The organism is Providencia sp. JUb39, assembly GCF_012272845.1.
GTDB lineage: Bacteria > Pseudomonadota > Gammaproteobacteria > Enterobacterales > Enterobacteriaceae > Providencia > Providencia lanzhouensis.
On the sequence record NZ_JAAWXD020000001.1, the window covers coordinates 675,388 to 687,906 of the forward strand.

At 45.7% G+C, this 12,519-nt stretch carries 12 protein-coding genes; 8 read left to right on the plus strand and 4 right to left on the minus strand.

Features of this window, described 5'->3' with window-relative positions:
• Positions 1 to 28: 28 nt before the first annotated feature.
• Genes HFU86_RS02975 through HFU86_RS02995 form a run of 5 tightly spaced genes read left to right on the plus strand, consistent with a single transcriptional unit; the run spans position 29 to position 3,276 of the window.
• Positions 29 to 718 (plus strand): fimbria/pilus periplasmic chaperone, encoded by a 690-nt coding sequence (locus tag HFU86_RS02975; RefSeq protein ID WP_432206746.1) that lies wholly within the window; start codon positions 29 to 31, stop codon positions 716 to 718.
• Positions 719 to 749: 31 nt separating this feature from the next.
• Positions 750 to 1,142: a hypothetical protein gene (locus HFU86_RS02980; protein ID WP_187128699.1), complete on the plus strand. Its 393-nt coding sequence runs from the start codon at positions 750 to 752 to the stop codon at positions 1,140 to 1,142.
• Entirely contained in the window at positions 1,135 to 1,665 is a 531-nt protein-coding gene (locus tag HFU86_RS02985) for a fimbrial protein (protein WP_187128700.1), read from the plus strand. The genes HFU86_RS02980 and HFU86_RS02985 overlap by 8 nt, the downstream gene beginning before the upstream one ends.
• Positions 1,665 to 2,198 carry a fimbrial protein gene (locus tag HFU86_RS02990; RefSeq protein ID WP_132497124.1) on the plus strand — a complete coding sequence of 178 codons (534 nt, stop codon included), beginning with the start codon at positions 1,665 to 1,667 and terminating at the stop codon, positions 2,196 to 2,198. Before HFU86_RS02985 ends, HFU86_RS02990 begins: the two co-directional genes overlap by 1 nt.
• A gap of 13 nt (positions 2,199 to 2,211) precedes the next feature.
• Positions 2,212 to 3,276 (plus strand): adhesin, encoded by a 1,065-nt coding sequence (locus HFU86_RS02995; RefSeq protein WP_187128701.1) that lies wholly within the window; start codon positions 2,212 to 2,214, stop codon positions 3,274 to 3,276.
• A 2-nt stretch (positions 3,277 to 3,278) separates the two neighbouring features.
• On the opposite strand, the gene HFU86_RS03000 is transcribed toward HFU86_RS02995, so the two are convergent.
• Positions 3,279 to 4,052, minus strand: a complete 774-nt coding sequence (locus HFU86_RS03000) for an AraC family transcriptional regulator (RefSeq protein ID WP_132497125.1) — start codon at positions 4,050 to 4,052, stop codon at positions 3,279 to 3,281.
• 205 nt (positions 4,053 to 4,257) lie between these two features.
• Here HFU86_RS03000 and HFU86_RS03005 point away from each other — a divergent pair, with 205 nt between their 5' ends.
• Genes HFU86_RS03005 through HFU86_RS03015 form a run of 3 tightly spaced genes read left to right on the plus strand, consistent with a single transcriptional unit; the run spans position 4,258 to position 8,176 of the window.
• Positions 4,258 to 6,669, plus strand: coding sequence for a DMSO/selenate family reductase complex A subunit (locus tag HFU86_RS03005; protein ID WP_187128702.1), 2,412 nt, complete (start codon positions 4,258 to 4,260; stop codon positions 6,667 to 6,669).
• Complete coding sequence (locus HFU86_RS03010; RefSeq protein ID WP_187128703.1) at positions 6,666 to 7,304, plus strand: DMSO/selenate family reductase complex B subunit; 639 nt, start codon at positions 6,666 to 6,668, stop codon at positions 7,302 to 7,304. The genes HFU86_RS03005 and HFU86_RS03010 overlap by 4 nt, the downstream gene beginning before the upstream one ends.
• Entirely contained in the window at positions 7,301 to 8,176 is an 876-nt protein-coding gene (locus tag HFU86_RS03015) for a dimethyl sulfoxide reductase anchor subunit family protein (protein WP_187128704.1), read from the plus strand. The genes HFU86_RS03010 and HFU86_RS03015 overlap by 4 nt, the downstream gene beginning before the upstream one ends.
• A 33-nt stretch (positions 8,177 to 8,209) precedes the next feature.
• Here the strand turns inward: HFU86_RS03015 and HFU86_RS03020 are convergent, their stop codons facing one another.
• The 3 genes from HFU86_RS03020 to HFU86_RS03030 are packed head-to-tail and all read right to left on the minus strand — an operon-like array spanning position 8,210 to position 12,516.
• Entirely contained in the window at positions 8,210 to 8,911 is a 702-nt protein-coding gene (locus HFU86_RS03020; RefSeq protein ID WP_187128705.1) for a fimbrial biogenesis chaperone, read from the minus strand.
• A gap of 12 nt (positions 8,912 to 8,923) precedes the next feature.
• Positions 8,924 to 10,000: a fimbrial protein gene (locus tag HFU86_RS03025; RefSeq protein WP_132497129.1), complete on the minus strand. Its 1,077-nt coding sequence runs from the start codon at positions 9,998 to 10,000 to the stop codon at positions 8,924 to 8,926.
• An 11-nt stretch (positions 10,001 to 10,011) separates the two neighbouring features.
• A complete protein-coding gene (locus tag HFU86_RS03030; protein ID WP_187128706.1) occupies positions 10,012 to 12,516 on the minus strand; it encodes a fimbria/pilus outer membrane usher protein in 2,505 nt (834 codons plus the stop codon).
• Positions 12,517 to 12,519 lie beyond the last annotated feature (3 nt).

The window sequence follows — 12,519 nt, forward strand, 5'->3', positions numbered from 1 at the left end:
TAAACCTATTTTCGCAGCATTGATAAGCATGCTTATTGGAATGCCACAAGCCTCTTATGGCGCGGTAACTCTGGATAGAACGCGAATTGTTTTTCCGGGCAATGAAAACTCTATTAATGTACGCATCGCGAATGATAATCCTGAAGAAGCCTATTTAGCGCAAAGTTGGATTGAAGACCTTCAAGGTAAAAAACTCACTCAAGGCGCTATCCTTGCCACGCCACCATTACAGCGGGTAGAAGCTAATAGCTACAGTTTAGTGCGCTTGAGCAAAACGCCGTTATTAAGCCAATTACCTGATGATAGAGAATCTGTTTTTTATTTCAATTTGCGTGAAGTTCCGCCGAAATCCACGGAAGAAAATACACTGCAAATCGCACTGCAATCCCGTGTCAAATTGTTCTATCGCCCTGAGAAAATTCTCGAAGCATCTCAAACTAAATGGGCGCACAACATTACGTTACAAAAAACGGTCAAAGGCTACCGTTTGAATAACACTACGCCGTTTAATTTAACGGTGATTGGGGTGGGGAATAGCAAGAAACAGTCGGAGGAGAGCAGCTTTGAGGTTGTGATGGTCGCCCCTAAATCCACATTCGAGATTAACAGCCACACGCTGAACACCCCCTATCTCACTTACATCAATGACTATGGTGGCAAGCCAACACTGGTATTTCGTTGCCAAGGAGACACCTGCACAGTCTCTGGGGAACAGTAATGGAGCCAAGACATAAAAGGGGAAAAAGTGGATGAATATTGTCCGGTTCGTTATCGGGATTATCACAATGACCATAAGTGCTTGGGGAAATGGAGAGGAATTTCTAGGCAGCGTGCCACCCACTGAATCCCATTATGAATCTTCACAGACGGGCTGGTTTTTGGTGAATGCCACGCTATTCAATGCCCCGTGTGGTTTAACGGTAGGGAAAACGCTGACATTAACCCATTGCGGCGCAGGAGTTGCATTCAGTGAAAATAAACATGGAGCAAAAACACCGGCAATTTTGCTCGTGGTGGATATGTTAACGGGGGAAGAAACAGTGCGTTACCCCGTGGCACTTATTGATGGAAATAACCCCGTTCAGCTTCCTTCTGTGATTGAGAGCGCGCATCCACTGCGACTGGAGGTGAGTTATGAGTAAGCTAACCCTGTTTTGGTGGCTGCTAGTGCCCCTTTTCTGGAGCTTTTCGACTCAAGCTAATGCGCAATTTTTGGATGTGGAATTTAGCGGAGAGTTAGTGCATTTATCCTGCAAAGTGAGTGCAGGTTCCGTCAAAAAAGAGATTCAATTAGAAAATTTACGCATGGAGTCTCTTAATCTGGGGGAGACCAGCGTTATCACGCCGTTTTCCATTGAAATTGACCATTGTCAGCGTGCGGAGCTGGGAAAGCTCATCAAGATAACGTGGCATGGAACGCAGCTAGTGAATATTGATGGGGATAACTACCTTATCACTCAAGGTGATAGCGGCGTAGTACTGGGGATTATGGATAGTAAAGATAAACTCATTGATTGGGATGAGCCGATTGATGTAGGCAGCGTTGCAGTGGTGAACGATGAACAGTCTTTATCTTTTGGGGTGGTAGCGCGCAAGCCCCCTTATGGCTACGTCAGCACAGGGCAGTTCTCCGGTTGGGCTACGTTTTCCGTGGAGTATAAATAGTGAAGCAAATCAATAAAATCAGAAAGTATTGGTGGGGTTTACTGATATTTATCTCACCGGTGGTTAATGGGGATGTGTTTGTGGATGTCGTGGCGACAATGGTCGACCCTGCTTGCCACGTACGCAGTGAAAATAACGACTCACCACTGCAAATTAATTTTGGGGTGGTTGAAATTAATGGCGCGCCAGGGGTTTCGTTGACCAAAGATTTTCCGGTGTATATCAGTGGGTGCTCAGGGAGAAAAACGTTGTCGGTGTTACTCAACCCAAAAGGTTATGGAACGGAAGAGTACCAAGGTCGCCAAATTTTATCCACCAGCGCAAAAGGGTTGGGGATCGATTTTTTTGATATCACGGATGGACTAACATTTCCTTTAGAGCTCAATCAAATACAAACTATTACACCACAGCCTATCAGCGCGACGGAGCACCGTATTAATCTTCAAGCAAAGTTGGTGAACACTCGACCACTAAGCCAATTACCCGCAGGAAGATTTACGTCGGCCATGATGATCTCAGTCACTTATCACTAATGGGAACAGCAATATGTTGACAATTAAATCCATAGCGCGGGCAGGTTGTTTAGTCGGAGGAATACTGTCAGCGATGATGGCTCATGCAGATTATGCGGCGCAAATTATCGATCCTAATACGGGTTACACCATACGCGTGAATAACAGCAGTATGCTGGCGGATCATCCTGATAGGGGATCGGACGGTCAAAATTACTATCAAGTTGGGGAGCCTTTTGTGGTGGATAGTAACCTTGCGGAACCGACTGGTATGGTGAAGTGTATTGGGCGTCGCTGGGGAAGTACGAACACGCAAATTTTGCCAGCAAATGCGTTTCATCGATTATTTATGTATGTGCCTGAAACGGGGTTTTCGATTGCAGGACTCAAAGCGTATCGGTTGAACGCCAACCTAGTGATGACGGTGCAATCCGACATGATGGAATGGACGAACCGCAGCTCCGGTGTGTGCTCAATGTCTTATGCAGATACACAATTTGAGGTTCCTCGATTTAATAACCATTTTCCTATCACCATGACGTTTTATATCAAAGAGCAAATTATCGATGGGCAGTTGATTATCAGTGAAATGCCGTTAGCAGGCTACGTGCGTGCATTTACCAACCCAAAAGTGGCGCCACCTTATGATAGCTGGACGCTTCACGAATCTTCTGTGCCATTACGCTTGGCGGCTTCGCAAATTAATATCGGTGCAAAATGCACATCCAGTACCAGCAACGGGGATCAAGGGATATTAAATTTACGCCATGGGCAGTTAAACAGCTTGTACTATGATAACCGCGCTAGTGGTCAAGTTACCTACAGTTGCCTCTTCCAGTCGGCAACTAAAGTACGTTTACGCTTGGATTACACGCAGGATGATGATCCTCAAAAGCGTTTACCGATGAAAAATGAGGCGAATGATACGATCTACAGCAATTTGGTGATTACGGATCTTGAAACGGGACAATCCGGCAAAGAGATCAACGCAGAAATTCACAGCCTGAAAGAGTTCGAAATCAGTAGCCACCTGCAAGGGGAAAATGCCCAAGCGGGTGACTATCGTGGTTCTGCATGGCTGATTGCCACCTTGGATTAAGGTTAGGACTCAATACGCTGAATAAAACTCGATGGGGTTTGTCCGAGCCATTTCTTAAACATGGTTGAGAACGAACCCACATTGCTGTAACCAAGATCAAACGCCACTTCAGTGATCGATTTACCTGCTGAAATTTGGCTAATGGCACTCAGTAAGCAGGCTTGTTGTCGCCAATCTGAAAATGACAAACCCGTTTGCGCCCCAAAAAAGCGGCTAAATGAGCGGTCGCTTTTGTGCAGTTTTGCAGCCCACTCTTGGGGAAGCGAGGTAATTTGCGGTGATTTTAAAAATTCGCGGCACAAGGCTGCGAGGCTTTCATCTCGCGGGATCGGGGCAAAGAATGGCAGCGGCTCGGCGCGCGCCACTTCATGGAGGATCAGCTGCATCAATGAGCCATCGCGTCCGTTAAGATCATATTCCAGTGGCACATCAACCGCTTCTAATAGCAATTGGCGAAGTAAAGGCGTGACGCGCAAAACTTCGCATCGATTGCCTTGGCGGGGCGCTGCCGCAGGTTCGATATATAAACTGCGAGTGCTGACATTCAGCATCCGTGTTTCATGGGCTGTATTCTCAGGGATCCACACGCCACTGTCGGGGGGAATAACCCACTCACCATCTTCAGTGCTCACCTCAATTAGCCCTGTTGCACCATATAAGAATTGAGCGCGGCGATGCTTGTGAGAATCCAACAGCACGTTGGGTAAGTAATCTGTCGCGAGTGCGATAACATCCCGAGCGACACTATCAATGGTACTCAGTGGAATATTTCTCATTGTAATTTTGGTTACCGTCGTTTATTGGCTGAAATTCAAACATAACGAATTATTTTCTGAATATAGGCAAAATTTATTGATATAACCACATGTTTCACGCGGTTGGCTGAAATTCCAATGCCTTTGGCGGTTTTTCAAAAGTTGGCTCAGTGGGAAATGTTTACGCTATCGCGGCAACCTAATGTATGCCAGAGGTAGAGTTATCATGAAAAATTATAATGATCAGAGTGAACATCTGATTGAACCATTGACCCGTCGTCGGTTTATTCAAGGCAGCTCTGCACTCATGGCTGTCCCATTTATTGCCACGAATACGGTCGCTTCAATACCAGAAAACCCCACTATTATTCCTACGACCACCTTACCGAATGACGGTGAGCGAGTGGTTTCCACATGCAGCAGTTTTGACTGCGGCGGAAAATGTGATATTCGCGCCCACGTTAAACAGGGCGTCGTTACGCGCATTAGCACACGTCCTGACGGGGATCTTGATGAAGAGATGCCGATTATGCGTGCTTGTGTGCGCGGACGCAGTTATCGCAAATTTGTTTATCATCCGAACCGCTTAAAATACCCAATGAAGCGCGTAGGCAAGCGTGGTGAAGGGCATTTTGAACGAATTAGCTGGGAAGAAGCCACCACGCTGATTGCTGAAAATATGCAACGCATTAACCAGCAATACGGCCCTGCATCGCGCTTTGTTAGCTTAAGTACTGGGGTGACGGGCGGTATTTTTTCAGGGGCGAATATGTTACGCCGTCTGTTTAATTTGACGGGGGGATTTCTGGAAAATTACCACTCTGTCAGTAACGGCAACACCATGGCAGTGACACCCTACACTTATGGCACCTCGGCGAGTGGCAGTACATTAGACACATTGGAAGAGACTCCACTAGTTATTCTATGGGGACATAACCCGAATGAGACTATTTTCGGGCATACCAACCATTACTTCCAAAAAATGAAGAAAAATGGCACCAAGTTTATTGTGGTGGATCCACGCTATTCCGATACCGCGTCTTCGTTAGCGGATCAGTGGATCCCGATTTTGCCTACCACCGATAACGCCATGATGGATGCCATGATGTACGTGATTATTAGCGAAGGTCTGCATGATCAGGCATTTATCGATAGCTATACCGTTGGTTTTGATGAACACCAAATGCCAGACGGAGTACCGGAGAATGAATCCTTAGTCGCCTATTTGATGGGAAAAAAAGATGGTGTGGTGAAAACCCCTGAGTGGGCGGAACCGATAACCAAGGTGCCAGCGCAAACCATTCGCCAACTGGCTCGAGAATATGCCACAACCAAACCTGCCGCCTTGATGCAAGGGTGGGGACCTCAGCGTCATATTTGCGGGGAGCGCTCTGCGCGTGGTGCGACATTGCTAGCAACCATTACGGGAAACGTCGGTGTGAAAGGGGGTTGGGCTGCTGGTTATGGCATGGCCGTGACGCCTGATCTTCGTAAAACACTGGCGGGTCCCAGCCTATTTGAAAACCCCGTTAAAGCGAAAATTAATATCACCAACTGGGTACAAGCCTGTGAGGATGCCAGCCTAGTCACACCGGATAACGGCTTAAAAAATGCAGAAAAACTGGATACCGAAATCAAAATGATTTTTTCCCTTGCGGGAAATTACATGACGAACCAGAACCCCGATATTCGCCATGCCGCCAAAGTGCTGGAAGATGAAAACAAAGTTGAGTTTATCGTCTACAGCGACTTGTATATGACGCCAAGTGCCAAATATGCCGACATCTTACTGCCTGAAACCAGCTTTTTAGAGCGCTGGAATGTCGGCGGGACATGGGGTACAGGGAACTACATTATTCTGTCTGAAAAGGTCGTGGAACCTGAATTTGAGCGCCGCAGTGATTATGAATGGCTCTGTGATGTGGCAAACAAATTGGGGGTGGGTGAAAAATTCAGTGAAGGGCGCACGGAAAAGCAGTGGATTGAACATCTGGTCAATGATGCTCATGAAAAACGTCCTGAAGATGGAATTCCCACCTTTGATGAATTGCTGGTTAAACGCCGCCATCTTTTGAAACATAAACCCCATACGGGGCATGTGGCATTTGAGAAAAATATTAAAGATTTAGCCAATAACCCGTTTGAAACCCCATCGGGCAAAATCGAGATTTTTTCGAAACGTCTGTATGACCGTAATGACCGCGATATTCCCGCTCTTTCTCATTATGTGCCTGCGATTGAAGGTCCTGAAGACACGTTGACACAGCAATACCCGCTGCAATTGATTACATGGAAAGGGCGCAACCGTGCGAATTCCACTCAATTTGCTAACCCATGGTTACAAGAGGTACAGCGCCAAGAGTTGTGGATCAACCCGATCGACGCGAAACGCCGCCACATTACGGATGACGATCGCGTGAAAGTGCATAACGATCGAGGGGTCACGATGGTACCCGTTAAAATTACCTCACGGATCATGCCGGGGGTGGTGGCACTACAAGCGGGAGCATGGTGGCAGCCAGATGAAAATGGTGTCGATCAAGGGGGATGCGCCAACGTTTTAACGTCAGCACGCAGTACGGCAATGGCGCACGGTAATGCCCATCAAACCTTATTGGTGGAGGTAGCAAAAGCATGAGTAAATTCCACGTTTATCCCGCAGTGAGCGACAAACAACTCGGGTTTTATATTGATTCGGCGCGCTGCTCAGGATGTAAAGCGTGCCAGGTGTCCTGCAAAGATAAAAACAATCTCGAAGTTGGACGTAAATTTCGTCGGGTTTATGAAATCACGGGCGGAGAATTTATCGAAAATGGCTGCGGTAGTTGGGAGAACAATGTGTTCGCCTACACCTTGTCTATTTCGTGCAACCATTGTGCTGACCCAATGTGCGTAAAAAACTGCCCAACTACTGCAATGCATAAGCGTGAAGGGGATGGCATCGTGATGGTGAATACGGATAAATGCGTGGGGTGCGGAACTTGCGCGTGGTCGTGCCCCTATGGTGCGCCGCAGATGAATCCCGAAACCAAGCAAATGTCCAAGTGCGATTTCTGTATTGATTTGCAACTGCAAGGGCAGACTCCCGTATGTGTGACGACCTGCCCACTCGGTGCGATTCAGTTTGGGCCTATCGATGAGCTGCGCGAACGCTTTGGTTCGCAAGCGGATGTGAAAGGGCTGCCTGACTCATCCATTACTCACCCCAATTTAGTGATCCATCCGCACCAAGGGGCGGGGCGTTATACCGTGATCCAAGGAGCGAAAAAATGAATGAATGGCCACTACTAATATTTACCTTGTTGATGCAAGCCTCTATCGGGCTAAGCGTGATGCTGGGGATTTGTGCAAAAAGATTGGCGACGACTCTGGGTGGAAATATTCCTTCGAGCTTTCTGCTGCGCTATTTATTTATCGCTTGTGTTCTGGCGGGTGTGGGTTTGCTCTCCTCCATTACACACTTGGGGGTACCGCTCAACGCGCCTAATTCGTTATTAAACATTTTCTCCTCTTGGCTCAGTCGTGAAGTGGTTTTTACGGCAACTTACTTTACGTTCTTGGGCCTCACTTTTTTGTGGATGTGGTTCAAAAAACGACTCTCCTACGGGTTACTGGGGCTGGCGATTATTGCGGGGCTGTGTGATGTGTATGCGATGGGATCAATTTACCGTTATACCTCCATGTTAGTGTGGATGAATGACAATACCTACCTGATGTTTTATGGGGCGATATTGACCCTAGGGGCGGCAGGGTACTATTTATTGGTTAGCTTCCTATTGAAAGATAAAGGTCAAAATAGGGCGCTTGCATTATTGATGGTGGTGGGAGTGAGCTTAGTGGTTCGTTTGATTTATCAACCATTCTACGAAAACTATTTGCTGGAAACTGCTTACACTAATGAATCCGTTACTTTTCCCATTGATTCAATTAATGCTTATCAACAAATTTGGTCACTGCGTTTAGCCAGTTGGGTGGTTGGGTTTATTGCCATTGTGGCTATCGGCATGGGGGCATTTTACCGAATTAAAGGCGAGGCACAGGGTGTTCTGGTTGGGCGTAGCCAATATGTTCTTGTGGTGGGCTGCGTTTGTGCTTTGATTGCTGAATTTATGCTGCGTTACTGTTTTTATACAATCCATATTTAAAAATGAATAACCGAGCCAGATAGGTTCGGTTATCTAATTTACGCTTAAAGCATGGGTGACTAAGCTACCTTGATCATTGATATACACCGCAATAAGTTTGCCATTTTGCCAATGACTTCCTTCGAGCTTTTCGGTTGAATAGGGTGGGATCATAACGCTTTTTGCGATGGGGGTATTTTGGCTATTTTCATAATAGAGCTGTGAAATATTCAAAAAATAAGGGGTGGGGTTTTTAATCGAAAGCTGATTCTCGGAATGTAACGCACTCACGTTATTGATAAACGACTCTACGCCATTGGCAAGCGCAGCGGGTCGATAAAAAACTTTAATACGAATTTGTAGCGCCAGCTGGATAATATTCATTCCTTCTTTATTTTGAGGTTTTGGTGAAATATCAAGTACATTCAGGTAAAAAACGGATTCTCTATCTTGCGGTAAATCCCCACCAATAAATCGAATCCGTAATTGCGCGCCATCATGAGCGGCGATTTTGGTCACAGGAGGCGTCACAATAAACGGCGCCTCTGTTGTTTCAGGGGTGGAATGGATATTGCCCTCATCAATCCAACTCTGTACTAAGCTTGCGTGTTCACTGTCATTAACGGTTTGAATATTGGCAGATTTTTGGTCGCTTAAGTAAATCAAACGCGTTTTTTTGAGTATTAAGCTCGCGTGCGTCTGTGAGCTGAGAAGGAGCAACATAAAACCGTAAATAATCCCTTGAATATACCGCATTTTTTCATCCTTCTAATTATAAGACATGACCACAGTTGCGGTGCTGGATACAGGGCCTTGCGTCACGATGGCAGGGGTATAAGGGTAATAGTAAGCCCCCATGTTGAGGGTAAATGATGGGGAAATGGGACTTCCTTTTGCCACAGTGAATATAGACGTTGCAGTACTTTGTGCTGACACGCTATTGGATAGAGTGATAGGCGTATTAGGATTACTCGCCATCACGAGTCTAAAACCTACACCGGCAGCGCCTTGGCTGGCGGTGTTATTCATGGTGGTTTTATCTGCTGGGAGTAAGCTGCTGCTGGATAAGAAAATACTGATATCCCTTGATGCGTTGCCTCCCGCAAGAAAATCACTGCAAGTGAAGTTGAGATTAAAGGGAGTGTAACCTGCGCGCGTTGCTGATTTGACGGTACTGATGCTGACAGGGGGCAGAGTGACGACTAAACCTTGGTTTGAAAAGTTACAGGTGGTGGTAATAGGGCTATAAGTCACTTGAACGGGTTGTAAATAGATATCATCAGGCTGAGTTGTCCATACAAATCCCAGTAAAAATGCTAAGAGCCTAGCCACCACATCAAGAAGCCATTGTACAAGACCTAAAGTGGATGCATCCGAAGCAAAAACAACGGGGTTAATGGTTGCGGTGCTTCCTGCAATTTCAATATAGTTCGAGCTTGGTTTGACGGTCACTAGGGTAAATTGCATGGTGAAATTTACATTGAGTTCATTGGCATTGTGGGGACCGGGGGACAAGTTTGACACATTATTTTTTTCTAATTGGGTGACGGTGACTTCGACTAATTGCTTACCCCCATTAAATCCTACGGTCGCTTTTCGACCTTGAAATGGTGAGGCAATACCTACGACATTGGGGAGTAATCCATTATTGGTACAAGTAAATGTACCGGAAAATATGGTTCGAGAGTCTTTGGTCACGACAGTCGATGAGCTGGTTAAATCGTTTGATAAATTAAAAGCAATAGGGGATGCCGTGACGGTTGACGCTTGTCGGCAGTTAGCGGAAGCATACTGGCTGACGGCAAGTAAACTTGAAAATAATAGTGCCAATGTGGTTTTTTTCATTGGATTTTCCTTTATTGACAGCGGTTTTTACCTTTATCCATCGTGTTAACTGGTTGATGGATCACGCACTCTTTCTCCCCTTTCAGCTTGATGTGTAAGGCTGAAGGTAGCTGTTCACTCTTAAGGTACAGCACGCCAGATTGCCCAACATATCCAATATTTTGCTGTTGTGGATCGACGACTTCAGTACCGAATGGCAGGCTGTGACCATTGGCTAATTCACCGCGTAAAATAAAGGTTTGTCGAGTGTCTGTTTCTAACTTGATGTAGTTAACTGCGCCTTGGTACGGGCTGATGTTTGCCATATTTCCGAGCACTTCAGCGCCTGCCGTGTTTTCGGTATCAGAGAGGGTATATGAGTTAGCGCGATAAGGGGTACTGTTGGTCACTAGTACCACACCTCGCTGATTGGTTAGCGTGGTTTTATCGTCATTTACCATCATATTATTGGCCATTGGGGCATCAATGATGGTGTAGGTATCTCCAGTATCACCCGATAAGGCGATATGGTTAGGAATAGCGACCAAGGTGCCTCGAGCGCCTAATCCTGCCTGACGATAATCATTCGCTTCGGTATAAGAACCGGATAATGTGGTGTAAGGGTGTTTATAGGTAATATTTCCACCGAGGACATTATTACCCCCAGACTGATTCGTGCCAGTCACGGTGTAATTAACTTGGTTATCTTTCCCCGCGATGCCACTGACACTCAAAGCTGTTTGTTCATAGTGAGAGTCAGTAAAATAGCTACCTAAGCTAACGTTAGCGCGTTTTTCGAATAGGCTAATGGGAACGCTGATATTCATATAAACGCGAGTTTCTTCTTTATTATCATAATTACGCACCCGTGATACGGATACGTTGTAGGAAATGTCGTTGTAGTTGTTGGCATAACCGACTTGATATTCTCGGCTACTGCCGTGAGTGTTCCAGTAATCACGATGGGTACCAGAAACAAAAACAGAGCCATAACCGTCGCCAAGCTGCTGATTCAAATTAAGGGTGAAGGTATTTTTCGCCCGTGAGCCACGTAAGGCATCGAAGTTGCTTAACGAGAGATCTGAATTGTTATTATTGCCAATTTGGTTGGCATTCTCGTCTTGATATCGCTGCCATGCTTTGTAGTTATCATGGGAGTAGATTGAATCAACAAAGCTATAGTAGCCGCTAGTGGAATAGCGGTATGTGGCGAGAGTTAAACTGGTCGAGGTGGCATCAATAAATTTACTGTAGGTTAAACGATAGCTTTGACCACTTTTATCTCCGCTATCCAATTTAGTTTTGGCGTGAGTGACGTCCGCCGAGATAGCACCAAAGCGAAAGTTCCAACCACTTCCAATGACGGCGGAATAATATTTCTCACTGAGTAGAGCGCCTGAATAGAGTGTCACTAAGTTATTCAAGCCGTAATGATATTCACCTTGAATAAATTTAGGTTGGTATGAGGTATTGTCGATTTTTGCTTGCCCAGCAAGAACGTTATAGTTGGAAACGCCCTCTTTGAGCATGTCGGGTACGGCGGAGTAGGGAACAGAAAATGACTCTTTTCGACCATCAGCCTCTTGTATGACCACCAATAAATCACCACTTCCCGCGCTAGGCTGAATATCGTTAAATGCGAACTCTCCTGGCGGCACGTTTTCTTGATAGACCAAATACCCATTTTGATAAACGGTGACTAAGGCATTGGTTTGTGCGACGCCCCGAATAATAGGAACAAAGTTTTGGCTTGAGTTTGGCAACATGCCCACTTCCGTGGCGAGCATAATGCCTCGCATACGAATGCTATTAAATAGCGCTGTTGGTGTATAAAAATCGCCAGCCTTTAGTCCTGAATTAATCTGGCTGATTGGGCGGTATACATAGCGGGTGTTGTTGCGCCATTTTTGCGAGCCATGGGATGAATAGCGATAACTGGATTCATCACGAAATTGCCACGCACCTAAATTGACACCCGAGTTGAGGGTGGCATAGAAATTCTCATTATTTCTTTTTTCGTGTTTCTTTTCTTTATAGCTGTAATAGTTTGTATTGTAAGCAAAAATAATGGCGGGTACGCCATGTTGCCACAAGCTGGGATCGACATAACCAGATTCAGATTGTTTAATCGACACTTGTGGAACGGTAATGTTTAGTCGTAATTCGCTGATTTTAAATTGGTAATGTAAATTGGGTGCCAGTGAGCTGAGTTGAACATATGCGTTATTCTCAGGCTGATCTACTTGGTTAGGTGTGGTTTTTAAACCGAGCTTAGGGACATCACTTTGCGCAAGGCTGATCTGCTTACCATTGTCTTCAACATTGATGTCAAACTGCCCTTTCCAAACCTGATTAACATAGATATCCGCAAGCTGCTTGCCCGCTGGAATTTGTCCATCAGAATAGAAACGAGAAATATCTCCTTTCGCAGATTCACCCACCAAAAGGGAGGTATCGAATTCATCTGCAAATGCATTTTTTAGATAAGTCTGTAGCCCTATTAAAATAAGGATGTAGAGATAATTTTCTTTTTTCATGAT

What these genes read in the sequence shown, in the direction of transcription:
- HFU86_RS02975 (WP_432206746.1), top strand. Translation starts at nt 29, where the DNA reads ATGCTTATTGGAATGCCACAAGCCTCTTATGGCGCGGTAACTCTGGAT.
- HFU86_RS02980 (WP_187128699.1), top strand. Translation starts at nt 750, where the DNA reads ATGAATATTGTCCGGTTCGTTATCGGGATTATCACAATGACCATAAGT.
- HFU86_RS02985 (WP_187128700.1), top strand. Translation starts at nt 1,135, where the DNA reads ATGAGTAAGCTAACCCTGTTTTGGTGGCTGCTAGTGCCCCTTTTCTGG.
- HFU86_RS02995 (WP_187128701.1), top strand. Translation starts at nt 2,212, where the DNA reads ATGTTGACAATTAAATCCATAGCGCGGGCAGGTTGTTTAGTCGGAGGA.
- HFU86_RS03000 (WP_132497125.1), bottom strand. Translation starts at nt 4,052, where the DNA reads ATGAGAAATATTCCACTGAGTACCATTGATAGTGTCGCTCGGGATGTT.
- HFU86_RS03005 (WP_187128702.1), top strand. Translation starts at nt 4,258, where the DNA reads ATGAAAAATTATAATGATCAGAGTGAACATCTGATTGAACCATTGACC.
- HFU86_RS03010 (WP_187128703.1), top strand. Translation starts at nt 6,666, where the DNA reads ATGAGTAAATTCCACGTTTATCCCGCAGTGAGCGACAAACAACTCGGG.
- HFU86_RS03015 (WP_187128704.1), top strand. Translation starts at nt 7,301, where the DNA reads ATGAATGAATGGCCACTACTAATATTTACCTTGTTGATGCAAGCCTCT.
- HFU86_RS03020 (WP_187128705.1), bottom strand. Translation starts at nt 8,911, where the DNA reads ATGCGGTATATTCAAGGGATTATTTACGGTTTTATGTTGCTCCTTCTC.
- HFU86_RS03025 (WP_132497129.1), bottom strand. Translation starts at nt 10,000, where the DNA reads ATGAAAAAAACCACATTGGCACTATTATTTTCAAGTTTACTTGCCGTC.
- HFU86_RS03030 (WP_187128706.1), bottom strand. Translation starts at nt 12,516, where the DNA reads ATGAAAAAAGAAAATTATCTCTACATCCTTATTTTAATAGGGCTACAG.